A 23,640-nucleotide genomic window follows, 5' to 3' on the forward strand; every position below is an offset into this window, starting at 1 on the left:
GGCAAGGAACTCGACTATGCGTATCGCGATCGCCGGTGGTGGTCTCGGCGGCCTGACCTTGGCCCGGATCCTGCGGCGGCATGACATCGACGCGGTGGTGTACGAGCGCGAGGCCGACCGGTTCGCGCGCACCCAGGGCGGCTTGCTCGACCTGCACCCGGAGTCGGGCCAGCACGCCCTCGAAAAGGCCGGGCTCACCGATCGGTTCCGGGCCGAGGCGCGACCCGAGGGCGAGGAGCACCGCATCCTCGACCCCGCCGGGCGCATCCTCGTGCACCATCGGCCCGAGCCCGGCGACTTCTCCGGGCGGCCCGAGATCGACCGCGGCGTATTGCGCGACATCCTGCTCGACTCGCTCCCCGGCAACGCGGTGGCCTGGCGGCACCGGATCGTCGAGGCGACGCCCCGGCTCGGCGGCGGTTTCCGATTGACGTTCGACGACGGCCGCGGCGCGGACTGCGACGTCCTCGTCGGCGCCGACGGGGCCCGCTCGGTCGTCCGGCCGCTGCTGACCGACGCACCCCTGTCCGCCGTGGCCGTCCTGGCCGAGCTGACCGCCCACGACGCCGACCGGCGCCATCCGGAGCTGGCCGCTCTGGTCGGTCCCGGCAACCTGTGGTGCGTCGGCGCGAACCGGATTCTGGCCGCGCAACACCAGGGCAGCGGCGACCTCCGGGTCGGCGTCACTCTGCGCGCCGACGAACGCCATCTGCACAGTTACGGCAGCAAACGCGCACTGCTCGAGCAGTTCGACGGGTGGGCTCCCGGCCTCACCGCGCTCATCGAGGCCGCCGACGGGCCCCCGGTCGTACGGCGAATCGAGGCGATGCCCGCCGGCACACGCTGGGCCCACCGGCCCGGCCTGACCCTCGTCGGCGACGCCGCGCACCTCATGCCGCCGGTCGGCGAGGGCGCCAACCAGGCCATGCTCGACGGGGCCGAGCTGGCCGCCGCGTTCGCCACCGACCCCGGTTCGGCCATCAAGACGTACGAGGAAGCGATGTTCGCCCGCATCGGCCCGATCGCCGCCATGTCCGCACGAGTCCAGGCGATGATGCTCTCCCCCACCGCGGCCGACGAGATCGTCCACTTCTTCGCACCGACGAGGTAGAAGACCGGAGCCGGGGCTGGGGCTGGGGCTGGGGGTGGGCTGGGCCGGGGCCGGGGCCGGGGCCGGGCTGGGGCTGGGGTTGGGCTGGGGCTGGGGGTGGGCTGGGGCCGGGGCTCGGACGGGGCTGGGACGGGGCTAGGGCCGGGGCTGGGGCTAGGACTGGGGCCGGGGCCCGGGTCTGGGGCGGGGGCAGGGGCGGGGGCGGAAACCCGAGGCCAGTCCGGGCCAGGGCCGGGAGCCGGAGTCACGTAATTCCGGTGCCTGAGAACACATTGCCTTTTCGACAGGGAAGCGCTTCACTTCTCATGTGAGTGAAGCGCTTCACCCACCTGACGAGGAGACACGATGCTGATCGACTGCCATCAGCACCTGTGGCCCGCCCGGCTGGTTGAGGCGCTGCGCCGCCGTCAGGCGTTTCCGTTCATGCGGGGCTGGACGTTGCATCTGCCGGGCGAGAACCCGTACGAGGTCGATCCGCTCGCGCACGACGTCGAGCATCGCCGCACCAGCGAGCGCGCCGACCGCGTCCTGGTCTCGCTCTCCAGCCCGCTCGGCATCGAGCACCTGCCCGCCCACGACGGCGCCGAGCTGATCGGCATCTGGCACGAAAGCGCGCTCGAACTGGGCGGCCCCTTCCACGTCTGGGCCGCCGCCGGGGTGACCGAGCCCGACCCGGACGGGCTGGCCAAGGTCCTCCGCGAGGAGCGCGTCGCCGGCCTGCAACTCCCCGCCACCGCTCTCGCCGACCCGCAGGGCATCGAGCACGTCGGCCCGCTGCTCGACGAGGCGCGCAAAGCGAACAAGCCCGTGCTCGTGCACCCCGGCCCCGCACCGGCGTGCGATCCGGGCCTGCCCGCGTGGTGGCCGGCCCTGGTGCCGTACGTGTCGCAAATGCACCAGGCCTGGCTCGCGTGGCACGTGGCCGGTCTACCCGACGTGCGCATCGGTTTCGTCGCGCTGGCCGGGCTGGCCCCGCTGCACCATGAGCGCCTGACCGCGCGCGGGGGCCGGCTGGGCGCGCTCAACGCCAACGTCTTCTACGAGACCTCCTCGTACGGCACCCGGGCCATCGACGCCCTGGTCCGCGTGGTCGGCGTCGACCCGATCGTCTCCGGCTCGGACCGCCCGTACGCGGAGGCCACCGACCCGAATCTGGGCGCGGCCTTCACGCACGCCCTGTTCACCGCCAACCCGCATCACTTCCTGACAGGAGAAGCGCGATGACTGTTCTGCCGGCCCTGACCGGTAGGGTCACCGAAGCCGGACAGGTTCACGGACCCGGTCGGGTTCTCGATCTGCAAGAGCTCAAAAGCTGGGTGGCCGAGCTGGCCGCCCAGCCGCAGATGTGGGAGCACCTGGTCAAGCACGACACGGGCAGCCGGCATTACGCGTCGCTCTACCGCGACAGCGACGTGGACGTCTGGGTGCTCTGCTGGAACGTCGCCGACGACACCGGCTGGCACGACCACGACACGAGCTCGGGCGCGGTCGCCGTGACCCGGGGCGCGGTCACTGAGGCCACCCCGCGGATGGGCGGCGAGCCGGTGACCCGGGTCGTGGAGGCGGGGCGGGCGTTCGCGTTCGGGCCCGACCACATCCACCGGATGGGCGGCGCGGTCGACGGCTCGGTGTCCATTCATGCGTATTCGCCGCCGCTGTGGCGTATGGGCCAATATTCGATCAGCCCGGCCGGCGTCCTGCGGCGCCGGGCAGTCAGTTACGCGGACGAGCTGAGGCCCATCGACGGGTAGGCGGCGGCCCGGCGCTTACGCGCTGAGGCCCATCGACGAGTAGTCGAGCACCGCGCCGAGCTGCGGCAACAGGTCGGCGCCCCGCTCGAGGTCGATGCCGAGCGGCCGGTCGTCCTCGGACGGATCCAGCGCCTCGTCGGCCATCTGGAAGGCGTCCCGCAGCGGCCCCACGATGAGCCGCCCGGGCGCCATCCGCAGCGCGCGCACGGCCGCCACCAGCTCGGCGGCCAGCAGCGTCGGGGCGAGCCGGGTCATCGTGCGCAGCGCCCGCGCGCCCTGGGTGGCGAAGCTGGCGTGCTCCTCCAGCCCGAGCGAGATGCTCAGCGTGCCGGCCGCGGTCGGGGTCATGCCGACACGGATCTGGGTGAGCACGTCCTGCACGACGTATTCGCTGATCATCAGGCCCGAGCTGCCCACCGGGCCGGCCGCCAGGAACGCCCGCAGGCCGGTCAGGTCGGGCCGCATGAGCAGGCCGAGCCGCGCGGTCGAGAGCGACAGCACCGGCAGGAACGCCCCGCGGGCGGCGTCGAGGCTGGAGGCCAGCGTCGCCGTGTGAAACTGGCCGTGATGCAACACACCTTCGGGCGTGACCAGCGGGTTTTCGACGGCCGCGTTGACCTCCTCGGTCAGCACGTCGTCGAGGATGCGGGCGGCGTGGATGGCCGGGGCCGACACCTGCGGCAGCACCCGCAGGCCGAACGGGTCCTGGATGCGCACCGGCGCCGCCGCCCCCGCCACCAGCCGGCTCATCAGCCGCGCGACCTCGACCTGGCCGGGGTGCGCACGATTGCGATGGACCGCGACGTCGTACGCCTCCGGGTTGCCCCGCAGCGCGAGGAAGCTCAGCGCCGCCACGACCACCGACGCGCGCAGCTGGCTCTGCATGCGTTGCAGCGCGAGCGCGGCCGTGGCCACCGTGAGCGCGCTCGAGCTGATCAGCGGCAGCGCGTCGGTGGCGTCGATCGTGGTGGTCGGCCCCTTGCCGTTCTGCCAGGGCCGCTCGCCGGCCAGGGTGAGGCCGAGCTCGGCCAGGGCGGCCAGGTCGGCCGTGCCGATGGCGCCCCACGAGTGGATCGTCGGGACGGCCCCGTCGTGCAGCGCCTCGGCCAGCGCCTCCGCCACGCGCGGTGAGATGCCGGAGCCGCCGGCGAGGATCTGATTGAGCCGTACGGTCATGACCGCGCGCGCCGTCATGTCGTCCTCGACCGGCCCGACGGCCGCGCAGTGACTCCGCAACAGGCGCAGCCCGCGCTCCTCGTCGTCGGCGCGCTCGTGCCTGTTGGCGCCGACCCCGGTGTTGGCCCCGTAGACTGCGCCATGCGCCCGGGCGTGCTGCAGCAGCGCGTTACTTTCCCCGACCCGACGCAGGGCCGCCGACTCCACCTCGACCCCACTTCGACCGGAAGCGATGGCCACGAGACCACCGATCGTCAGGTTCGCCCCGTCGAGCCGTTCTGCCTGCATAGCGCCACCATCACCAGTGTTACCAGACCGTAAAGGCCGCCCCGAGGCCGTTGACATTCTATTCACTACACCTGAAGTATGAATAGCCGTATTCATAAATCTGTTGCCGCAGGAGTGCCATGATCACATTCGACGACGTCGTGAAGGTCTATCCCGGCGGCAGCACCGCGGTCGACCACGTGTCGCTCGAACTGCCCACCGGGAAGATGACGGTCCTGGTCGGGCCGTCCGGCTGCGGCAAGACCACCTCGCTCCGCATGATCAACCGTATGATCAGCCCCACATCGGGCCGCGTGCTGATCGACGGCAAGGACATCGCCGGTCAGGACGAGGCCCTGCTGCGGCGGGGCATCGGCTACGTGATCCAGAGCGCCGGGCTGTTCCCGCACCGCACGGTGCTCGACAACGTGGCCACCGTGCCGGTGCTGCTGGGCAAGACCCGCCGCGAGGCCCGCACCGCCGCCCTCAGCCTGCTCGAGCGGGTCGGCCTGTCGGCCGAGTTCGCCAAGCGCTACCCGGCGCAGCTCTCGGGCGGTCAGCAGCAGCGCGTCGGCGTGGCCCGCGCCCTGGCCGCCGACCCGCCCATCATGCTGATGGACGAGCCGTTCAGCGCGGTCGACCCGGTCGTCCGCGAGGGCCTGCACCGCGAGTTCCTGCGCCTGCAGCAGGATCTGGGCAAGACGATCGCCATGGTGACCCACGACATCGACGAGGCCATCAAGCTCGGCGACGTCGTCGCGATCTTCCGCCAGGGCGGCAAGCTGGCCCAGGTCGGCACCCCGCAGGAGCTGCTGACCGCGCCCGCCGACGAGTTCGTGGCCGAGTTCGTCGGTCGTGACCGCGGCATCCGCAGCCTGTCCTTCGACTCCGCGGCCGCGCTGCCGGTCGCCGATCTGCCGGGCACCCTCGCGCTCGACGAGGCCGGGCGCCCGACGGGCTGGCTCATGGAGTCGGGCCAGGTGCTGCCGACCGGCGGCACGTTCACCGCGGCCGATTCGCTGCGCCTGGTGACCGACCTCGCGATCAGCTCCCCGGTCGGCATCGCCGTGCGGGTGAACGAGGAGGGCAAGGCCGACGGCGTCGTACGTCATCACGACCTCGCCGACTATCTGGCGGCGCGGCGGGCTTCATGATCACTTATCTGTCCAACAACTCCGAGACGGTGCTGGCCGCGCTGCGTCAGCACATCACGCTCGCGCTGATCCCGGTGCTGCTCGGCTTCCTCATCGCGCTGCCGATCGGCTATCTCGGCGTCCGGTTCCCGTGGCTCTACCACCCGCTGATCAACGTGGCCGGCGTGCTCTACTCGATCCCGTCGCTCGCGCTGTTCGTGTTCCTGCCGGTGATCCTGGGCACCAAGATCTTGTCGCCGCTCAACATCGTGGTCGCGCTCACCATCTACACCGTCGCGCTCATGGCCCGTACGGTCGCCGATGGTCTTCGCTCCGTCGACCGGCTGGTCACCGAGTCGGCCACCGCGATGGGCTATCGGCGGCTGCGGCGGCTCTTCGACGTCGAGCTGCCGGTCGCGCTGCCGGTCATCCTGGCCGGCCTGCGGGTCGCCACGGTGTCCAACATCAGCCTGGTCAGCGTGGGCGCCCTGATCGGCATCGGCGGCCTCGGCCAGCTGTTCACCCGGGGCTTCCAGCTGTTCTACATCGAGCCGATCCTGGTCGGCATCATCCTGTCGGTGCTGCTGGCCGGCATCGCCGACCTGATCATCGTGCTGATCCAGCGGGCGGTCACGCCGTGGACCCGCGTGCAGAGGAGCCGGGCGTGAATCTCGACTACCTCTTCGACGGCGCCCACTGGGACTTCGCCTCGGGCAGCATCCCGCAGCTGATCGTCTCCCACCTGTGGTACGTGCTGCTCGCGCTGGCGCTGGGCACGGTCATCGCGCTGCCCGTGGGCCTCTACATCGGGCACACCGGCCGGGGCTCGTTCATCGCCATCAACGCGGGCAACGCCGGCCGTTCGCTGCCGACGCTCGGCCTGCTCATGCTGATGGTCACTTTGCTCGGCCTGGGCCTGCTCCCGGTGCTGATCGCGCTGACAGTTCTGGTCATTCCGCCGATCCTGACTTCCGCGTACGCGGGTCTGCGGACCCTCGACCCCGGCGTGGTGGACGCCGCGCGGGGTGTCGGCATGCGCCCGATGCAGGTGCTGTTCCGGGTGGAGCTGCCGATGGCGCTGCCCGTGCTGATGAGCGGTTTCCGCAGCGCCGCCCTGCAGGTGGTGGCCACCGCCACCGTGGCCGCCGCGGTCGGCCTGGGCGGGCTGGGCCGCCTGCTGATCGACGGCCTGGCCGTCAACGACTACTCCCGAGTGCTGGCCGGCGCCATTGTCGTCGCGGTGCTGGCCGTTCTGCTCGACCTGGTGCTGGCGTTCGCCCAGCGCTGGATCGTCTCGCCCGGTCTTCGGGCATCCAAGTGAAAGGTCCGTTCCATGAAACTCATTAAGCGACTCAGTGCGGTGGGCACCGCCGTCGCCATGGCCGTGGCGCTGACCGCGTGCGGCTCGGGCGACGACCCGCTGGCCGACGACAACACCGGGGCCAGCTCGGCGCCGGGCACCATCACGATCGGCTCGGCCAACTTCGCCGAGAGCGAGCTGCTGGCCGAGATCTACGCCCAGTCGCTCGAGGCCAAGGGCGTCACCGTCAAGCGGCAGTTCAACATCGGCGCCCGCGAGCTCTACCTCAAGGCACTGCAGGACGGCTCGATCGACCTGCTCCCCGAGTACAACGGCGCCCTGCTGGCGGCGCTGTCCTCCGGTGGCGCGCCCGAGGGCGTCAGCAAGCCCGAGGACGTGTTGGGCGCGCTCAAGAAGGTGCTGCCGTCGGGCACCGAGGTGCTCGAGCAGTCCCCCGCCGAGGACAAGGACACGCTCACGGTCACCTCGGAGACGGCGAGCAAGTACAGCCTCAAGACGATCGACGACCTGAAGCCGGTGGCCAAGGACCTCACGATCGGCGCCGGCCCCGAGTGGCAGGAGCGCTACCAGGGCCTCAAGGGCCTCAAGGAGCTCTACGGCATCGAGTTCAAGGAGTTCAAGCCGCTCGACGCCGGTGGCCCGCTGACGGTGAACGCCCTGGTCAAGGGTCAGATCCAGGTCGGCAACATCTTCAGCACCGACTCCTCGATCGCGGTCAACAAGTTCGTCGTGCTCGAGGACACGAAGAACCTGTACCTGGCCGAGAACATCATCCCGCTGATCCGCTCGACGGCGAACAACCCGACCGTCACCGAGACCCTGAACGCGGTCTCGGCCAAGCTGACCACCGAGAACCTGACCACCACGCTGGCCAAGGTTCAGGTCGACAAGCAGGACACCCCCGCGGTGGCCAAGGGCTGGCTGACCGAGAACGGTCTCGTCTGACCCTGCATCATCGACGCCGCCCCGGGACTGCCCGGGGCGGCGTTCTCTTTGCGACAATCGCCGGGTGCGGCAGCGGCTCGGGCAGGTGACGCTGGCCGACGGCACCTCGGTGGCCTGTGCGTCGGCGGGGGCCGGGCGGCCACTCGTGTACGTCATGGGCTGGCTCACGCATCTGGAGCTGAGCTGGGAGCCCGGGGCCGAGCGGACGTTCTACGAGGAATTGGCCGAAGGTGTTCGCCTGGTGCGCTACGACCGCGCGGGATGCGGGTTGTCGGCGGCGACCACGCGGCCGTTCTCGCTCGAGTTCGAGCTGGAACAGCTGGGCGCGGTGGCGGCGACGCTGGACGAGCCGTTCGATCTGATGGGGACGTCCATGGGCGCGCCGGTGGCGGCGGCGTGGGCGGCCGCTCACCCGGACACCGTACGGCGGCTCGTGCTCTACGGCGGGTGGGTTCGCGGGTCCGAGCTGTCGGCCCCCGCCGTACGGGAGAACGTCCTGGGCCTGATCGAGGCGCACTGGGGGCTCGGGTCGGACGTGCTGACCGACATCTTCGCGCCGGACGCCGATCGCGCGACCCGGGCCGGCCATGCTCGGTATCAGCGTGCGTGTTCGAGCGCCGCGACCGCACGCGCACTGCTGGCACTCAGCTACGAGCTGGACGTCAGTGCTCATCTCGCGCAGGTTCGCGCACCGACGCTCATCGTGCACCGCACCGGCGATCGGGCGGCACCGGTCGCGCAGGCTCGCGCACTTTCGGCCGGCATCGAGCATTCCCACCTGGCGCTCCTGCCCGGCCGATCCCACCTCCCGTACGCGGGTGACCATGGCGAACTGGTGCGCACCGTCCGCCGGTTCCTGGGCCTGCCCGTCCCCCGCCGCCGCGCCGAGGGGCTGACCGCCCGGCAGCGGGAGGTGGCCGAACTGATCAGTCAGGGCTGCACGAACCGCGAGATCGCGCACCGGCTGAGCATCGACGAGCGCTCGGCCGAGGGGCACGTCGAGCGGATCCTGCAGCGTCTCGGGTTCCGCTCCCGCGCGCAGATCGCCGCCTGGTTCACCGCACAGTGGGGTGTTTCCCCGCCTGACTCGCCCGCCCCCGGCCGGACACGATGAGGGCATGTCCGACTTCGAGGTGCACCGGGGGCGCGGGGCGTTCAACGCCGCCTTCTTCAGCGTGATGGGCCCGTACATCGAGTTCAACGTGCGCGACCGCAAGCGCCGTCTCTTCCACAACCTTCCCCGTACGGTCGTCGAGCTCGGCTCCGGGGTCGGCGCGAACCTGCGTTATCTGCCGGCGGGCTCGACCCTCGTCGCCGTCGAGCCCAATGTGCCCATGCACCGGCGGTTGCGGGCGGCCGCCGACCGCCGCGGGGTGAAACTCGACCTGCGCGCCCGCCGGGCCGAGGACACCGGCCTGCCCGAGCACAGCGCCGACACCGTCATCTCGTCGCTCGTGCTGTGCACGGTGAGCGACCCCGCACAAGTGCTGGCCGAGGTCCGCCGGATCCTGCGCCCGGGCGGCACGTTCCGGTTCGTGGAGCACGTGGCCGCCCGGGACGGCACGCCGACCCGCGCCCTGCAGCGGGCGCTGCGCCGCCCCTGGGCGTGGACCTTCGAGGGCTGCTCGTGCGAACGCGACCTGGCCACCCTCGTACGGGCGGCCGGGTTCACGAAGGTGGAGGTGGAGTCGTATCGGCTCCACTCCCCCTTCGTCACGTTCAACACCCAGATCGCGGGCACGGCCCACGCCTGAGCCACCGGGTCAGTCGGTGCCGGACTCCATGGCGGCCTGGTCGAGCAGGTCGTCGTTGCCGGGGGCGACGGCGCCGCGCGACGCGATCTCCTCGGCGCCGCCCGCGGGCAGGGCGCCGACCAGACCCTGCGGGCTGCCGACCATGCCGAGCTGGGCGTACTGCTCGAGCTTGGCCCGGCTGTCCGCGATGTCGAGGTTGCGCATGGTCAGCTGGCCGATCCGGTCGGCCGGGGCGAACGCCGGCGTCTCGGTGCGCTCCATCGAGAGCTTGTCGGGGTGGTAGCTGAACGCCGGGCCGGTCGTGTTGAGCACCGAGTAGTCGTCGCCGCGGCGCAGGCGCAGGGTGACCTCGCCGGTGACGGCGTTGCCGACCCAGCGCTGCAGGGCCTCGCGCAGCATGAGCGCCTGCGGGTCGAGCCAGCGGCCCTCGTACATCAGCCGGCCCAGCTTGCGGCCGTCGTTGTGATAGCTGGTCACCGTGTCCTCGTTGTGGATGGCGTTGACCAGCCGCTCGTACGCGATGTGAAGCAGCGCCATGCCCGGCGCCTCGTAGATGCCGCGGCTCTTGGCCTCGATGATCCGGTTCTCGATCTGGTCGGACATGCCCAGGCCGTGGCGGCCGCCGATCGCGTTGGCCTCCAGCACCAGGTCGACCGGGGAGCCGAACTCCTTGCCGTTGACCGTGACCGGGCGGCCCTCGGCGAAGCCGATCGTCACGTCCTCGGTCGCGATGGCCACCTCGGGATCCCAGAACCGGACGCCCATGATCGGGTCGACCAGCTCGATGCCGTTGTCGAGATGCTCGAGCGACTTGGCCTCGTGGGTGGCGCCCCAGATGTTGGCGTCGGTCGAATACGCCTTCTCGGTCGAGTCACGGTAGGGCAGGTCGTGGGCGAGCAGCCACTCGCTCATCTCCTTGCGGCCGCCGAGCTCGGTCACGAAGTCCTTGTCGAGCCACGGCTTGTAGATACGCAGCGACGGGTTGGCCAGCAGCCCGTAACGGTAGAAGCGCTCGATGTCGTTGCCCTTGAACGTCGAGCCGTCGCCCCAGATCTGCACCTGATCTTCGAGCATCGCCCGCACGAGCAGGGTGCCGGTGACGGCCCGGCCCAGCGGGGTGGTGTTGAAGTAGGTGCGGCCGCCCGAGCGGATGTGGAAGGCGCCGCAGGCCAGGGCGGCGAGCCCCTCCTCGACGAGGGCGGCGCGGCAGTCGACGAGACGGCCGAGCTCGGCGCCGTACGCGATGGCGCGCTCGGGCACGGAGGTCACGTCGGGCTCGTCGTACTGGCCGATCTCGGCGGTGTAGGCGCAGGGCACGGCGCCCTTCTCGCGCATCCACGCGACCGCTACCGACGTGTCGAGGCCACCGGAGAACGCGATGCCGACACGTTCACCGACCGGGAGAGAAGACAGAACCTTGGTCACGAGGTGATTATGCACCACTCCACATTTTTATGCGAGACGGCACCCCGAACGAACGACGGCCCGGTCACCAGGACCGGGCCGTCGCTGCGGGGAAAGATCAGCCGACCACGAACGGTACGGTCGTCACCGGCGACCGGGAGCCGTCGGTGAACTCCCGCTGCACGTACAGGGTGTGCTCGCCCGCACGCTCGGGCGTGTACGAGGCCACGGTCTCCCAGGCCGACCAGTCGTACTCGACCTCCTGCACCGGATCGCCGTCGACGTGCCACAGGAACTTCGTGGTCACGTCGGTCAGGTCCCAGGCCGAGAAGCCGAACTGGCCGGGGATGCCGGGCCCGCCCGGGTCGTAGGCCCACGTGCTGCTGACCTCGACGCCCGGATTCTGCGACGGCACCAGGAAGGCGTTGGTCTGCGACGCCGTGCCGTCGGCGGTCAGGCCGGCCACCCTGACCACGATCTCACCGGCGTCCACGGGGACGTCGTAGGTGACCGTCGTCGTGCCGCCGGCGCCGGCCGGGACGGTCTGCTCGGGGCCGCCGGAGACCGAATACCGGAACGAGGTCGTGCCCGGCACCCCCGCGGTGAAGGTCAGCGACACCGGGCGGCCCAGCACCGCGGCCTCGCCGAACGGGCCCTTGGCGGCGACCCGCGGGGCCGAACTGACCGGGATGACCACCTCGGCCGGCGGCGACAGCGACCCGTCGGCCCGCTTCACCCACACCCGGAGAACGAGATCTCCGGCCCGCTCGGCCACCACCTCGAAGCTGTTCGAGAGACCGGTCGTCTGCTGCGGGCCGCCGTCGAGGCTGTAGACGAGGGCGGCTGCGTCCGGCAGGTAGGTCCAGACCCAGACGGGAATCGGTTCACCCACGTGATGCTCGAAGCCATACACGCCCACCTCCGGCCGCAGCGCGATGACCGAGAACGACAGCGAGGCCGGCTGCGAGCGGTGGCCCGACTCGTCCACCGACGACACGGTGATCCCGAAGGAGCCACCACGGTCGGGTGTCCACACCAGCACGGCCCGGCCGTCCGCATCGGCCTCGACGGTCTTCTCGTCGCCGCCGGCGAACTGGTAGACGTACGACACGACGCCGGTGGTGCGCGGGGCGAAGGTGAACGACCCGGGAACCCCCTCGACCGGGTCCTTCGTCCAGTCGAAGTCGGCCGAGGTGATCTTCGGGGCGTCAGAAACCGTGACCTGCACGGTCTCGGCGCCGATCATCTTGCTTCCCGCGTACGCCCGGGCCACGACCGTCTTGGTGCCGACGCTCGTGAACACCACGTCGTCCGCGGCCTTGCCGTCGACCGCGGCCAGCCGCTTCTCGGGGCCGCCGTCCACGGCGTACCCGAGATCGGTCGTCTCGGGCAGGCGCGAGGAGAGGGTGACGCGACTGGTCAGGCCGACGCCGGCGACGTCGACGAACACGAACGGCGCGGAGTTGCGCACCTGGTAGCGGTATTCGACGAACGGCCCACGATTGCCGGCCGCGTCGCGGGCGGCCACCTCGAGCCGGCCGCTGCCCCATCGGCTGGGCGTGATGGTGACCTTGGCCCGGCCGCCGGGGTGGTTGGCGGTGACCCGCTCGAGCAGCCCGCCGTCCATGCCGCCCCAGTCGAAGCCGACCACGTCGACGTCACCGGCCGCGTCGAATACGAACGTGCCCGGCACACCGGGACCGCCCGTGCCCGGGTAGTCGTTGCTCGGATACTGCTTCGAGGAGACGATCGGGGTGACCGCCGGGGCGATCGTGTCGACGGTGAAGTAGCAGGTCTTCCCCCACGCACCGGCGTCGTCGTAGTCCTCACCGCGTGCGGTCCAGGCGACCACCGTGCCGTCCGCGAGCCCGCTCAGGCTCAGGTTCGGCGACGAGGACTCGCGGCGCTCGTCCGGGCGATCGACCGGCCAGTACGCGTACCGGGTCTGCGGGTGGTCGTTGGGGTCGGCGTCCGTGACCGTGGCCTGCACCTGGATCCGGGACCCGGCCGTGGGGTGCTTCGCGAGCGTGCCGCAGCCCCCGTCCGGATACTTGAGCTTGAGCCCGCTCACCTTGGGCGCGTGGTTGGCCGCGAAGCTCATCCGCGCCTGGGCCATCGTCCGGCCGACCGTGGCGTCACCCTCGCTGCCGGCCTTGATCCGCACCCCGAGCGTCAGGGTCTTCTCGCCGCGCGCGAACGCGGCTTGGATCGCCGGGATCATGTCGATTCCCATGTACGCCCCGGGGCAGATCGTGGTGCCGCTGCCGTAGGACCGCTCGCCGAGCAGCTCCAGCTCCTTCGGCGTGTGCTGCCAGGTGGTGGTCGAGGTGACCGGTTTGGTGCGCCACACCTCGATCGGGGCGAGCCGCGAACAGTCCACGACCGTACGCTCGGTGGTGTAGAACGTGACCCGGTGCAGCACCTGGCCCTTGAGCTGAGTCAGGTCGAAGGTGAAGTAGGCCCGGCCGGTGTGCTTGAGCCCGGACGGATCCGCGCTGCTGCCGATCAGGTAGTCGCCGTCCGGATCCGGGTTCGGCGTCGACGGCTGCGCCTTGTCGACGTAGGACCAGCCCTTGAGCGGAACGCTCCCGTAGGTCTCGGCCTGGGCCGGCCCGGTCGCGAGTCCGACGAGGACAGTAGTGGCGGTCAGCGTGGCGGCGGCCGCTGACAGCAGCGCACGTACGGTGCGATTCATGTGTTCTCCCCGTTGCCCCCGATCTTCTGCGTCGCGGGGGCGCCGGAGCTTAACATCGATGATTTTGACTTGCGGACCGGATTTTCCGTCGTGGACGATCTTCTCGAGCACACCCCGGAAGGCAGCCCGTCATGGCGATCACCCCGGCCCACCTGGCCGTCGAGCATCTCGACCTGCCCCTGCTGCGCGACCTGCTCGACGCGGGCCAGGACGTCGAGGACGACAACGGCGACGGCTGGACGCTGCTGCGGCACGCCATCGACGTCGAGATCGACGGCTTCCACCAGGGCGGCGGCCCGCTTCAGGTCGACGCGACCGCCCTGCTGCTGGCCCGCGGCGCCGACCCGCTGCGGATCGGCGAGCGCAACTCGACCCCCGTGTGGGAGGCCGAGTCGCGGGGCCACTGGCTCGCCGCCGAACTGCTGCGGGCGTGGGTGCTCAGCGGCTGGATCGGGCGCCGGATCGAGGCCGTGACCGAGGCGCGGCACTGGTTCGAGGGACGGCGGGACGGCGACGCCGAGAGCCTGCTGCATTTCTGGCTGACCTTCGAGGGCGGCGTGACGGTCCAGGTGCACGGGATGGGCGACCATTTGCTGCTGTCCCCGCTCTCCCCGTACCCGTCCTACGCGATGGACGAGCACGGGGAGACCCGGGTCGAGCCGGCGCACAAGCCCGACCGGCTGGCCTCCCTGACCGGGCGGCGGCTGCTCGGCGGCTCCCTGAACTCGTCGACGCTTCGGCTGGAGTCCGAGGACGGCGAGCTCACGATCAGGGTCGAGGCCGACGAGTGGGTCTTCGGTCCCTGACCCCGCGCTCCGGGGCCGCAACCGCGAGGCGGGTTATCTCCGCAGGGTGAAGCTGAAGTCGCTGGAGGACCTCCCGGTCAGGCGGTGGGGTGAGGACAGGGTGCCGTCGGCGAGCCGGCGGTGGATCTCGGATCGGGAGACCTCCAGGCCGACCGCGAGCAGCGTGGTCAGCCGGAGCGGAATCCGCTGAGCGAAACGCACCGACGTGTGGATCACCGGGGACGGGCAGTCCTCGGTCTTCTCGATCGTCCACGCGTCGTCCCAGTCCAGCGTCACGTTGTTGCGGCGCTGCAGGGCCGGGTCGGTCAGCAGCTCGGCGGCCAGGGTGACGTCGTTGTCGTGGAAGCGGTCGAGCATGGCCGGGTCGATCGTGCGGACGTTGGCCCGATCCAGGACGGTCAGCTTGATGGTCTCCCCGCACCGGGCGCACAGGGCGAGCAGCCAGACGTCGAGGAGCTTGTGGTTGGCGTTGATGCGGAACTTGCCGTGCGCCCGGTAGCGCGCCGACGGGCAGCGCAGGCAACGACGGCGGATGAGCGGGAGGCCCGTCGGGCACACCAGCCACTGCGTTGTTCGGTTGTCGATCACCGGTGGAAAAAGCCGTTCTACTGCGACATTCAGGGCGGAGACACGGCTCCGCGGAGGATGTCCGCGCACGACGGAGACGCGAGTGGCGGCCGGGTGTCACCACGGCACGCCGCACTCGCGTGGTCAGTGCGGGACGTCAGTGCGCACGAGGGCTACGCGCGGCCTGTGGCCCGGCGCGCTGCCTGCTCGGCGCGGTGAATGTCTCAGCTGGTGTACAAGGGCCCGTCCTCGAAAGGCGATCAGAACGCCCGCACGCTAACAGCGCGCCCACGGCCGAGGCGAGCGATTATGGACGGCATGAAGGCCATCATCTACAGCGACAACGGCGGCCCCGACGTGCTGCGGCTGGTCGACCGGGAGCCGCCCGCGCCAGGCCCCGGGGAGGTCCGCGTGCGCGTGGCCGTCTCGGGCGTCAACCCGACCGACTGGAAGACGCGCGCCGGCGCCACCAACCCCAAGCAGTTCCCCGAGGTCACCCCGCATCTCGACGGCGCCGGTGTGATCGACGCGACCGGGCCGGGCGTCGACGCGGGCCGGGTCGGCGAGCGGGTCTGGCTGTTCATGGCCACCGCGGGCCGCCCGACCGGCACCGCCGCCGAGTTCACCGTCGTGCCCGCCAACCGGGCGATTGCGCTGCCCGACGACGCGAGCTTCGAGCTCGGCGCCTCGCTGGGCGTTCCCGCGCTGACCGCGCACCGCACGCTCACCGTGGCCGAGGACGGCCCGCGGCGGCTGTCGAAGGGTGCCCTTGACGGCAAGGTCGTGCTGGCCGCGGGTGGCGCCGGGGCGGTGGGCCACGCGGTGATCCAGCTCGCCCGCTGGGCCGGCGCGACCGTGATCAGCACGATCAGCGGGCCCGAGAAGGCCCGGCTGGCCACCGCGGCCGGCGCCCACCACGTGGTCAACTATCGCGAGGGCGACCCGGCGGCCGAGATCCGGGCGATCGCGCCGGACGGGGTCGACATCGTCGCCGAGGTGGCGCTGGGGGCGAACCTGGCGCTCGACCTGGCCGTGCTGCGCACCCGGGGCACGATCGCCACGTACGCGAACGACGGCGGCAAGACGGTCGAGCTCGACGTGCGGCAGAACATGTCGCTCAACACGCGCTTCCAGTTCCTGGTGCTCTACACCGTCGGCGAGCAGGCGCTGACCGCGGGCGCGGAGGACCTGGCGGCGGCGGTGGGCGACGGCGCGCTGCCGGTCGGCGAGGAGCACGGCCTGCCGCTGACCTCGTTCCCGCTGAGCGACACCGCCGGCGCGCATGTGGCAGTCGAGAACGGCGCGGTCGGCAAGGTGCTCGTCAATGTGAGCGAAGACGGGCGCTTGAGCTAGGACGCGCGCTCAACGTGCGCACCACGCGCTCAACATGCGCACCACGCGCTCAACGTGCGCACCACGCGCTCAGCGTGAGCGGAGGCGCGCGACGGCGTCGCCGGCGGCCGCGCGGGTCATCGGCAGCAGCGGGGTGGAGGCCATCAGCCGCAGATCCTCCCCCACGCTGGTCGTGCCGTCGAGGAAGCGCAGCACCAGCGAGGCTGGGTTGCGGTCGAAGAGCCGGTCGAAGAACGCCACCCCGTCGACCAGGCCGCGATCGAGTGCGCGAAGTTGCACGGCGTCCATCCACAGGTGGCGCGCCGGGTAGGGCGGGTCGGGCACGGGCGGGCGACCGGCGACGACCTCCTGCGCGATCCGGCCGGCCTGGCGGGCCATGGCCGAGAACGTGAAGCCGGTCGACGGGCGGGTGGCGCCGCCCGCCGTGCCGAGCCGGATCACGCGCGGGGACGGCCGGGAGTCGAACGGGCCGTCGGTCATCGGGATGACGCCGTCCTCGACCTCGCGTACGCGCAACTCCGCCACATTGAGCCCGATCAGGTCGGCGTAGGCGCGCAACGCCCGGTCGTATTCGGCGTCCGTCAGCCGCGCGGGCGAGAACTCGGTGTATTCGACCAGCGCGAAACGGTCGCTCACGGGCAGCACGTAACCGAACGACACGCCGCGCGCGGGCTGCGGCGTACGGAAATCCATCAGCACCGCGCGATCAGGATCGAACACCGGACGCGCAGCCTCGAGCCACCAGCCGCGGAAATGCTGCAGCCAGTTCGTGCGCCCGGCCCGGCGCGGGGGCCGGGGCCGGGAATCGAGGGCCCAAGCCGCCCGTACGAGGGGTGTCCCGTCCGGATCCGACACGACAACCCGGTCACCGTCGTCGAGCACGGTGCCGGCCGCCGCGGTGATCCGGACGGCGTCGGTCTTGGCCGCCAGCTCGTACAGGGGCGCCGAGCGCAGCATCGCGTACCGCAGGGGTGGTAGCGACAGGGTGCGGCGCCCGGCCGGGGTCACCACGTCGACGTCGTCCCAGCTTGCGCTGAGCAGCGGGTCGAGCGCCGTGCCGGGCGAACCCCAGAACGCCCACGTACGGTCCTGGCCGCGCTTGAGCACCGGGTCGACCACCGCCACCCTTACGCCGGGCAACCGCTCGCGGCCGAGCGCGGCCAGCACGAGCGAGGCCGCGCCACCCCCGCCCACCAGGACGATGTCGGCTTCGACGGGTGCGCTCACCGCCCCAGCCTGCCACGCGGTGCTCGCTCACCTCCGCCGCGGGCCCGGTCCGACGTCCTCAGCGGTCGAGGAAATCGTCTCCGAGCAGTGTTCGCAGTCTGCTCAGTGCGCGAGTGTTGCGCATTTTGACCACGGACGACGAGACACCGAGAATCGTCGCCACGGTTTCGACGCTGTGGTCCTCGGCGTGCCGCAGCACGAGCACGGCCCGGTCCTCGACGCTCAGCCCGGCCAGCGCCTCGACCAGCGTGAGCCGCAGCTCCGGGTTCGCGGCGGCGTCCGGCCGATCGGGCAGCTCGGCCAGCACGATCTCCGAGCCTTTGAGCCGTTTCTGCTGGTCGAAGACGAGGTTCATGAGCACCCGCCGGCTGTACGCGTCGAGGTTCGTGCCCGATTTGAGCCGCTCCCAGGAGGCGTACATCTTGGTGAAGGTCTGCTGGGTGAGATCCTGCGCGAGATGCCAGTCCCGGCACATCAGGTACGCGCTGCGGCGCAGCCGGGTGGCGGTCGACTCGACGAAGGCCGTGAACTCCTGGTCACGGGCCGCCTTGCCGCGGCGACGGGTGAGGGTCCAGCCGGTCGACCGGGGCGGCACCACCGTGTCCGTCACTTGACCCCACCGACCGGGGCGTCCGGCGGGCAGGTCCGCCCGACGACGTCCTGGATGCCGGGCATCGCCGCATACTGCCGCTCGAAGGCGGTGGACGGCGCCGGCTCGGTCAGCCGCACCCGGAAGGACTCGGGCAGCGACTCCGGGCCGACCGACGCGACGAATTCGGGGCTGTCCTGCCAGAGCTTCTTGAAGCGCTCGTACGCCGTCTGCCTGCTCTCGAAGTAGGACGACTCCACGCGCGCGTCGCCGTCGAGCGCCGACCGGATCGCCGACCGCTGCTGCTCGGTCGCCTCGTAGGTCAGGAACATGGACACATCGGTCGCGCCGCTCTGCACCGCACCCTCGGAGCAGCCCGGGGCGGCCAGCGGCATCATGGCGGCGGGAATCGTCAGCGGCGGAGGTGGCGCCTCGGACCGCAGGTTGAGGGCGGTCCCCACCCCCGCCGCCAGCACCAGGCCCGCTGCGGCCACCCCGGCCGCGGCCAGCCGGCGCCGACGGGTGCGCACGCGGCCGCCCTCGAGGATCGCCGTGTGCGCCATCGCCGACGGATCGGCGCCGGGGTCGTGACCGACCGCCCGGTCGAACTGGTCCCGCAGGTTTGCATCCACTGTTCGTTTCCCTCACTCGTCCGCTCGGTCTCTGCCCACTAAGACCGGGTGGACCCCGGATTCGGTCACATCTGATCGCCGCGCAGGTAGCGGGTGACCATGTTGACCAGCTCGGACTCGAACGTCTCGACGGTGACGGACCGCGGATCGGCCATGATCTTGTGCGTGTTCATCTCGACGGTGAACAGGATGAGCTCGGCGGCGGTGTCGAGCTCGGTCACCCGCACGTCCGGATGCCGGGCCAGCACCTCCCGCACCTGGCCGACGCGCAGCCGGCCGTGCCGGTCGATCGCGTCCAGCAGCTCCTGCGAGAACGACGCCTCCTCGATCATGATGCGCAGCAGCCGCGGATCGTCGCTGTGGTTGTCGATCGCGTCGCGCACCAGGGCCCGTACGGTGGCCTGCAGACTGCCCTCGGTCAGGTCCAGGTCGGCCGCCTCGGTCCAGGCGCCGCGGTCGATGTGCCGCACCAGCAGGGCGGCCAGGATGGCGTCCTTGTTCGGGAAATACTGATAGAGCGAGCCGATCGAGACGCGCGCGTGCTCGGCGATGTGGTTGGTGGTGCCGGCGGCGTACCCGTGCTCGGTGAAAATGTGAGCAGCCGCGTTCAGGATGCGGTCACGCGTGAGCTCGGCCCGCACCTGACGGGGCTTGCGACGAGGCTGAAGACGGCGGTCGGCCGACGGCATCCGAGGGTCCTTCCCTGGCGGCAAAAGCGAGTAGCAAAGAGCTGAGCAATTACTCACAATAATGTGGTGAGCTGCGAAAACAAGACCCTGCCATGATCCCTAAGGTCAAACTGCCGGCCTCCCGCACGATGATCACCCTCGAGGTGCGCCGCCGCGAGCTGCTGACTCCCGGCTTCGCGAGCCTGACCCTTGGCGGCCCGGCCGTGCGCGATCTGGTCGTCGCCGGCAACGATCAGGCGGTGCGGCTGTTCTTCCCCCGCGAGGGCCAGGCCGAGCTGCGGATGCCGACCGTCTCCAGCGAGGCCTGGATCGCCCAGCTGTTGCTGCAGCCGAAGTCGGTACGCCCATGGGTGCGCAACCTGACGATCCGGCGCGTCCGCCCCGCCGACGAGGAGCTCGACATCGAGTTCGCCGTGCACGGGAATTCGCCCATGTCATCCTGGGTGCGCCGGGCCTCGCCGGGCAGCCCCGCGGGCATCTTCGACATCGGCACGATGTACCGACGCCCGGCCGAGGTCGAACACCAACTGCTGGTCGGCGACGAGACCGCGTTGCCCGCGATCCTGGCCATCCTCGACGGGACGCCACCCACGGTCACCACCGAGGCGTACGTGGAGGTGGCGACCCCCGCCGACATCCGCCCCGACCCGCGCATCCACTGGTCCAGCGGCAACGGCCACCGCCCCGGCGACGTCGTGCTCGACGTCCTCAAGAACGCCACTCTGTCCACCGACCGCTTCTACACCTGGACCGCAGGCGAATCCCGCCTGGCCACCTCCGTCCGCCGCCATCTAGTCAACGACCGCGGCGTACCCAAACGCGACATCTCATTCTTCGGCTACTGGCGCGTGGGCCGCTCCGCCCCCGGCTGACCCCGCCAGCCTGCGCCGCACCGTCCCCCACCCGGTCTCCGCATCCAGCTGATCCGTACCCGTCTCGCTCATGCCCGGCCTGCTCATGCGTGGGCTGTTCAAGCGCGGCCTGCTCATGCCCGGCCTGCGCTAGCGCGGCCTGTTCATGCCCAGGCTGTTCAAGCGCGGGCTGATTCGTGCTCGTCCGAGAGGAACACCTATGGAACTGACCGAACAGCATCGCTTACGCACGACCGACGCAGTCGAGGCGATCATCGGACGGCCACCCGCGGTGATCATGCAGAAGCAGATCGACGTGCTCGACAAAGGCTGCGTGATGGTGCTCGCCCGTTGTCCGATCGCGGCGTTCGGTTATCGCGACGCCGAAGGGACGAGCCGCACCACGTTCGTCGGAGGCACCCCCGGTTTCGTACGGGTGGACTCCCCGACCCGGTTCTCGTTCGACCTGCCCGAGCGCGGGGAGCCGTATGGGCCGGTCTCGTTCTTCTTCCTGCTGCCCGGCGTGGGCGAGGTCCTGCGCGTCAACGGAACAGTGGCCGCGCACAAACGAGCACGAACGACCATCGAAGTCGCCGAAGCGTACGTTCATTGCGCACAAGCAGTCTTACGCGCCGGATTGTGGCAGCCACCGCCAGCACTAGAGCAGCCCGCAGTGATCGAGGATGACGGGCCTCTGCGCGCGGAAGGTGTTGCTGAGTTCTTAGGCGCGTCGCCGTTTCTGGCGGTTTCTACTTGGGACGCGGGCGGGGGTAGCGACACCAGCCCGCGCGGCGACCAGGGGACGGTTGCGCGCATTCTGGATGGGCGGACGCTTGCGATTCCGGACCGGAAGGGCAACAAGCGCGCGGACACGCTGCACAACTTGCTCGATGATGAGCGGATCGCGCTCGCTGCGCTCGTGCCTGGACGCAACGGCGTGCTGCACATCCGCGGGCGGGGGCTGATCACGGACGATCCCGGGCTGCTGGCGACAATGGCGTTGCGCGGGCAGCCACCGCACGCCGCTCTCCTGATCGATGTCGAGCACGTCGAGTTGTCCGGAAACCACGCAGTCACCCGCTCGCGCATGTGGAACCCCGACGCCCACGTGCGGCAAGCGCCGGATCTGATGGCGATCGCGAGCGAGCATCTGGCCGCAGGTTCGTCGCAGGGTTTCCTGCTGCGGGCGGTCGGGACGATCCCGGGCATCACCCGCCTGCTGCGGTTCGTGATGAACCGGGCCTACCGGTCGGGGCTGCGCAAGGAGGGTTACGGGGAGGTCGCCGTCGAGGCGCGTCGAGGCGGCGGCACCGAGAATCCGCTGCGCGACGTCCGGGTGGCCGAGGTGCGCCGCGAGACGCCGAGCGCGGTCACCCTCGTACTGGAGGACGGGGGTTCGTTCGATTTCCTCCCCGGCCAGTTCTTCACGCTCGTCGCCGACATCGACGGCCTTCCCGTACGCCGGGCCTACTCGGCCGCTTCCGCGCCGGGCCCGCGCCTGGAGGTCACCGTCAAGCGCGTCGAGGGCGGCCGGTTCTCGACCCACGTGCACGACAATGTGCGCGCCGGTGATCGCCTGGCCGTGCGTGGACCGTCGGGGACGTTTCACACCGGCTCGCAGCCGCCGACCGAGCTGGTGCTGATCGCGGCGGGCAGCGGGGTCACGCCCATGATGAGCATGATTCGCGCCGGATTAGCCGGCCGCGTCTCGCTGCTCTACAGCAGCCGCAACCTCGAGGAGGTCATCTACGGCGAGGAGCTGAACCGGCTCCCGGCGGACGTCACCCACGTGCTGACCGGCCGTGACGGGCGGCTCGACGCGGACCGCGTACGGGGGTGGATCGTCGGCCTCTCCGCCGGCCCGGACGCTCACTACTACGTATGCGGGCCCACCGCGCTGATGGACACCGTGCAGGAGGTGCTCACCGGGCTGGGCATTCCGGGTGAGCGGGTGCACAGCGAGCGTTTCACGAGCGGCGGCGAGCTCGCGGCGACGACGACCGTGCCGCAACCGCTGACCGTCGAGGAGAACGGTCGCCCGGTCGGCACAGCGGTGGTCGAACCCGGTCAGACGCTGCTCGACGCCGGGCTGGCCGCCGGGCTGCCGATGCCGTACTCGTGCACGGTCGGCAGCTGCGGTGACTGCAAGGTGCGGCTTCGCGCGGGTTCGGTCACTCAGCCGCGCGACGACGGCTACGTGCTGGCCTGTCAAAGCTGCCCGCTGTCCCCGGTCACCCTCGACATCGCCGTCGCCGTCGCCGAGCCCGCCGGCGCCCCGGGACGACGCCCGGACTGATAGATCGCGCCTTCCGACGGCCCGAGGAGGTGAGACCGATCAACGCAGCAGGTGGTCGGGTGCTCCCCGGGTTAGCCGTTCACGGCTGACCGCCCCGGGGAGTGCCTCTACGGCATTCCGAAAGGGCACGTCTTGCACGTCAACCCGGGGCGGCACGCCGAACTACCCCGCTTCGAGGCCGCCGGCGCCGTTCGCTTCTTCGCCCGCCATCTGACCCCTTAGTCGACGCGTGGGTGCTGACCGTGGGTGTTCGGGTCAGCCGCCGTCAGATCACGGAGGCCAGACTCGATGCCCAGAGCCGGACAGCGCGCGACCAGGAAGTCGCTCGTGGGGTTGCTCGGAACTGGGAGCGCGACGCGAAGTAGCCGCCGGGGATCAGGGCCGCAGGGTCGTTCGCGAGCCAAACGAGGGTGTCAGCGCCCTGTTCGGGGGTCAGGAACAGGCCCCGGGCGAGGCTGAAGGACGGGCTCGACCTGCCGAAGCCGCTGCGCACCAGGCCCGGGAAGTAGCAGGTGGGCACGATGTGCTCGGGCGCCCAGCGGCGGGCCGCCTCGATCGTGAAGAGGATGTTGGCCTGCTTGCTCGCGCCGTAGGCCAGCCAGCGCAGGTATTGCGGGCGGCCGGGGCGATCGGCGTCCAGGGTGCCCCAGGCCTCGGCCGCCGACGACGTCGTGATGATGCGGGCCGGCGCGGTCGGTGCGGCGGCGGCCCGCAGGCGGTCGAGCAGCAGGTGAGTCAGCAGGAACCCGGCGAGGTAGTTGATCTGCATCGCCGGGTCGTTGCCGTCGGCGGTGAGCGGGCGGACGGCGGGCAGCAGCCCGGCGTTGTTCGCGAGCACATGAACGTGTTCGTGCTCGGCGGCGATCTGCGTGCCGGCCGCGCGCACCTCGTCGAGCACCGCGAAGTCGGCGCGGTAGGAGGCGGGGGTGCGGCCGCCCGCCTCACGCACGGCGCTGACGGCTTCGGCCAGGCGCTGCGGGTCGCGGCCGAGCAGCACGACCTCGTCGCCGTGGCGTGCGAACGCGACGGCCGCGGCCCGGCCGATGCCCGAGCTCGCACCGGTTACGACCACC

Annotated in this window: 22 protein-coding genes; 13 read left to right on the forward strand and 9 right to left on the reverse strand. The window is 71.0% G+C overall.

Going from position 1 to position 23,640, the window contains the following annotated elements; all coding sequences use genetic code 11:
• Positions 1 to 16 precede the first annotated feature (16 nt).
• The 3 genes from JKJ07_RS42970 to JKJ07_RS42980 all read left to right on the forward strand — a co-directional run bounded on the left by JKJ07_RS42970 (position 17) and on the right by JKJ07_RS42980 (position 2,862).
• Positions 17 to 1,111, forward strand: coding sequence for an FAD-dependent oxidoreductase (locus JKJ07_RS42970; protein ID WP_202997793.1), 1,095 nt, complete (start codon positions 17 to 19; stop codon positions 1,109 to 1,111).
• 345 nt (positions 1,112 to 1,456) lie between these two features.
• Positions 1,457 to 2,335, forward strand: coding sequence for an amidohydrolase family protein (locus JKJ07_RS42975; protein WP_202997794.1), 879 nt, complete (start codon positions 1,457 to 1,459; stop codon positions 2,333 to 2,335).
• The gene (locus tag JKJ07_RS42980) at positions 2,332 to 2,862 is read left to right on the forward strand and encodes a cysteine dioxygenase (RefSeq protein WP_202997795.1); all 531 of its coding nucleotides are present in this window, start codon (positions 2,332 to 2,334) and stop codon (positions 2,860 to 2,862) included. The genes JKJ07_RS42975 and JKJ07_RS42980 overlap by 4 nt, the downstream gene beginning before the upstream one ends.
• A gap of 15 nt (positions 2,863 to 2,877) precedes the next feature.
• Here the strand turns inward: JKJ07_RS42980 and JKJ07_RS42985 are convergent, their stop codons facing one another.
• Entirely contained in the window at positions 2,878 to 4,326 is a 1,449-nt protein-coding gene (locus JKJ07_RS42985) for an aromatic amino acid lyase (RefSeq protein ID WP_202997796.1), read from the reverse strand.
• Between the two features lie 119 nt (positions 4,327 to 4,445).
• Between JKJ07_RS42985 and JKJ07_RS42990 the strand changes: the two genes are divergently transcribed.
• The 6 genes from JKJ07_RS42990 to JKJ07_RS43015 all read left to right on the forward strand — a co-directional run bounded on the left by JKJ07_RS42990 (position 4,446) and on the right by JKJ07_RS43015 (position 9,458).
• Positions 4,446 to 5,459: an ABC transporter ATP-binding protein gene (locus JKJ07_RS42990; RefSeq protein ID WP_202997797.1), complete on the forward strand. Its 1,014-nt coding sequence runs from the start codon at positions 4,446 to 4,448 to the stop codon at positions 5,457 to 5,459.
• On the forward strand, positions 5,456 to 6,106 hold the full coding sequence (locus JKJ07_RS42995) for an ABC transporter permease (protein ID WP_202997798.1): 651 nt from the start codon (positions 5,456 to 5,458) through the stop codon (positions 6,104 to 6,106). The genes JKJ07_RS42990 and JKJ07_RS42995 overlap by 4 nt, the downstream gene beginning before the upstream one ends.
• The gene (locus tag JKJ07_RS43000) at positions 6,103 to 6,759 is read left to right on the forward strand and encodes an ABC transporter permease (protein WP_202997799.1); all 657 of its coding nucleotides are present in this window, start codon (positions 6,103 to 6,105) and stop codon (positions 6,757 to 6,759) included. The genes JKJ07_RS42995 and JKJ07_RS43000 overlap by 4 nt, the downstream gene beginning before the upstream one ends.
• Before the next feature lie 12 nt (positions 6,760 to 6,771).
• The gene (locus tag JKJ07_RS43005; protein ID WP_202997800.1) at positions 6,772 to 7,704 is read left to right on the forward strand and encodes an ABC transporter substrate-binding protein; all 933 of its coding nucleotides are present in this window, start codon (positions 6,772 to 6,774) and stop codon (positions 7,702 to 7,704) included.
• A 64-nt stretch (positions 7,705 to 7,768) separates the two neighbouring features.
• Positions 7,769 to 8,818 (forward strand): alpha/beta fold hydrolase, encoded by a 1,050-nt coding sequence (locus JKJ07_RS50715; RefSeq protein ID WP_307834718.1) that lies wholly within the window; start codon positions 7,769 to 7,771, stop codon positions 8,816 to 8,818.
• Positions 8,819 to 8,822: 4 nt separating this feature from the next.
• Positions 8,823 to 9,458, forward strand: a complete 636-nt coding sequence (locus JKJ07_RS43015) for a class I SAM-dependent methyltransferase (protein WP_202997801.1) — start codon at positions 8,823 to 8,825, stop codon at positions 9,456 to 9,458.
• Positions 9,459 to 9,467: 9 nt separating this feature from the next.
• Here JKJ07_RS43015 and argG read toward each other — a convergent pair whose 3' ends face one another.
• Together argG and JKJ07_RS43025 are read right to left on the reverse strand one after the other, a co-directional pair.
• Positions 9,468 to 10,883, reverse strand: a complete 1,416-nt coding sequence (gene argG / locus JKJ07_RS43020; RefSeq protein WP_202997802.1) for an argininosuccinate synthase — start codon at positions 10,881 to 10,883, stop codon at positions 9,468 to 9,470.
• Between the two features lie 97 nt (positions 10,884 to 10,980).
• Positions 10,981 to 13,557, reverse strand: a complete 2,577-nt coding sequence (locus JKJ07_RS43025) for a hypothetical protein (protein ID WP_202997803.1) — start codon at positions 13,555 to 13,557, stop codon at positions 10,981 to 10,983.
• Between the two features lie 131 nt (positions 13,558 to 13,688).
• Here JKJ07_RS43025 and JKJ07_RS43030 point away from each other — a divergent pair, with 131 nt between their 5' ends.
• A complete protein-coding gene (locus tag JKJ07_RS43030; protein ID WP_202997804.1) occupies positions 13,689 to 14,363 on the forward strand; it encodes an ankyrin repeat domain-containing protein in 675 nt (224 codons plus the stop codon).
• Positions 14,364 to 14,396: 33 nt separating this feature from the next.
• Here the strand turns inward: JKJ07_RS43030 and JKJ07_RS43035 are convergent, their stop codons facing one another.
• Entirely contained in the window at positions 14,397 to 14,951 is a 555-nt protein-coding gene (locus JKJ07_RS43035; protein WP_307834719.1) for a DUF1062 domain-containing protein, read from the reverse strand.
• A gap of 297 nt (positions 14,952 to 15,248) precedes the next feature.
• On the opposite strand from JKJ07_RS43035, the gene JKJ07_RS43040 reads away from it, so the two are divergent.
• Positions 15,249 to 16,283, forward strand: coding sequence for an NADPH:quinone reductase (locus JKJ07_RS43040; protein WP_202997805.1), 1,035 nt, complete (start codon positions 15,249 to 15,251; stop codon positions 16,281 to 16,283).
• A 69-nt stretch (positions 16,284 to 16,352) separates the two neighbouring features.
• Here the strand turns inward: JKJ07_RS43040 and JKJ07_RS43045 are convergent, their stop codons facing one another.
• From JKJ07_RS43045 to JKJ07_RS43060, 4 genes are all read right to left on the reverse strand, one after another.
• Positions 16,353 to 17,510 (reverse strand): lycopene cyclase family protein, encoded by a 1,158-nt coding sequence (locus tag JKJ07_RS43045; protein WP_202997806.1) that lies wholly within the window; start codon positions 17,508 to 17,510, stop codon positions 16,353 to 16,355.
• 58 nt (positions 17,511 to 17,568) lie between these two features.
• Complete coding sequence (locus JKJ07_RS43050; RefSeq protein ID WP_307834720.1) at positions 17,569 to 18,120, reverse strand: SigE family RNA polymerase sigma factor; 552 nt, start codon at positions 18,118 to 18,120, stop codon at positions 17,569 to 17,571.
• Positions 18,117 to 18,731 (reverse strand): permease-like cell division protein FtsX, encoded by a 615-nt coding sequence (locus JKJ07_RS52090; protein WP_202997807.1) that lies wholly within the window; start codon positions 18,729 to 18,731, stop codon positions 18,117 to 18,119. The genes JKJ07_RS43050 and JKJ07_RS52090 overlap by 4 nt, the downstream gene beginning before the upstream one ends.
• 65 nt (positions 18,732 to 18,796) lie before the next feature.
• Positions 18,797 to 19,420, reverse strand: coding sequence for a TetR/AcrR family transcriptional regulator (locus JKJ07_RS43060; RefSeq protein WP_202997808.1), 624 nt, complete (start codon positions 19,418 to 19,420; stop codon positions 18,797 to 18,799).
• Positions 19,421 to 19,512: 92 nt separating this feature from the next.
• Here JKJ07_RS43060 and JKJ07_RS43065 point away from each other — a divergent pair, with 92 nt between their 5' ends.
• Complete coding sequence (locus JKJ07_RS43065; RefSeq protein ID WP_202997809.1) at positions 19,513 to 20,292, forward strand: siderophore-interacting protein; 780 nt, start codon at positions 19,513 to 19,515, stop codon at positions 20,290 to 20,292.
• 199 nt (positions 20,293 to 20,491) lie between these two features.
• A complete protein-coding gene (locus JKJ07_RS43070) occupies positions 20,492 to 22,567 on the forward strand; it encodes a 2Fe-2S iron-sulfur cluster-binding protein (protein ID WP_202997810.1) in 2,076 nt (691 codons plus the stop codon).
• 265 nt (positions 22,568 to 22,832) lie between these two features.
• Here JKJ07_RS43070 and JKJ07_RS43075 read toward each other — a convergent pair whose 3' ends face one another.
• The gene (locus JKJ07_RS43075) at positions 22,833 to 23,639 is read right to left on the reverse strand and encodes an SDR family NAD(P)-dependent oxidoreductase (RefSeq protein ID WP_202997921.1); all 807 of its coding nucleotides are present in this window, start codon (positions 23,637 to 23,639) and stop codon (positions 22,833 to 22,835) included.
• Position 23,640 lies beyond the last annotated feature (1 nt).

It is taken from the genome of Paractinoplanes lichenicola (assembly GCF_016785085.1).
Lineage (GTDB): Bacteria > Actinomycetota > Actinomycetes > Mycobacteriales > Micromonosporaceae > Actinoplanes > Actinoplanes lichenicola.

Bases quoted from the DNA above. Each gene is read 5' to 3' on its own strand.
- JKJ07_RS43065 (WP_202997809.1), top strand. From the start codon at position 19,513: ATGATCCCTAAGGTCAAACTGCCGGCCTCCCGCACGATGATCACCCTC.
- JKJ07_RS42975 (WP_202997794.1), top strand. From the start codon at position 1,457: ATGCTGATCGACTGCCATCAGCACCTGTGGCCCGCCCGGCTGGTTGAG.
- JKJ07_RS42990 (WP_202997797.1), top strand. From the start codon at position 4,446: ATGATCACATTCGACGACGTCGTGAAGGTCTATCCCGGCGGCAGCACC.
- JKJ07_RS43005 (WP_202997800.1), top strand. From the start codon at position 6,772: ATGAAACTCATTAAGCGACTCAGTGCGGTGGGCACCGCCGTCGCCATG.
- JKJ07_RS43030 (WP_202997804.1), top strand. From the start codon at position 13,689: ATGGCGATCACCCCGGCCCACCTGGCCGTCGAGCATCTCGACCTGCCC.
- JKJ07_RS43015 (WP_202997801.1), top strand. From the start codon at position 8,823: ATGTCCGACTTCGAGGTGCACCGGGGGCGCGGGGCGTTCAACGCCGCC.
- JKJ07_RS43040 (WP_202997805.1), top strand. From the start codon at position 15,249: ATGAAGGCCATCATCTACAGCGACAACGGCGGCCCCGACGTGCTGCGG.
- JKJ07_RS43070 (WP_202997810.1), top strand. From the start codon at position 20,492: ATGGAACTGACCGAACAGCATCGCTTACGCACGACCGACGCAGTCGAG.
- JKJ07_RS42995 (WP_202997798.1), top strand. From the start codon at position 5,456: ATGATCACTTATCTGTCCAACAACTCCGAGACGGTGCTGGCCGCGCTG.
- JKJ07_RS43025 (WP_202997803.1), bottom strand. From the start codon at position 13,557: ATGAATCGCACCGTACGTGCGCTGCTGTCAGCGGCCGCCGCCACGCTG.
- JKJ07_RS42985 (WP_202997796.1), bottom strand. From the start codon at position 4,326: ATGCAGGCAGAACGGCTCGACGGGGCGAACCTGACGATCGGTGGTCTC.
- JKJ07_RS43060 (WP_202997808.1), bottom strand. From the start codon at position 19,420: ATGCCGTCGGCCGACCGCCGTCTTCAGCCTCGTCGCAAGCCCCGTCAG.
- JKJ07_RS42970 (WP_202997793.1), top strand. From the start codon at position 17: ATGCGTATCGCGATCGCCGGTGGTGGTCTCGGCGGCCTGACCTTGGCC.
- JKJ07_RS42980 (WP_202997795.1), top strand. From the start codon at position 2,332: ATGACTGTTCTGCCGGCCCTGACCGGTAGGGTCACCGAAGCCGGACAG.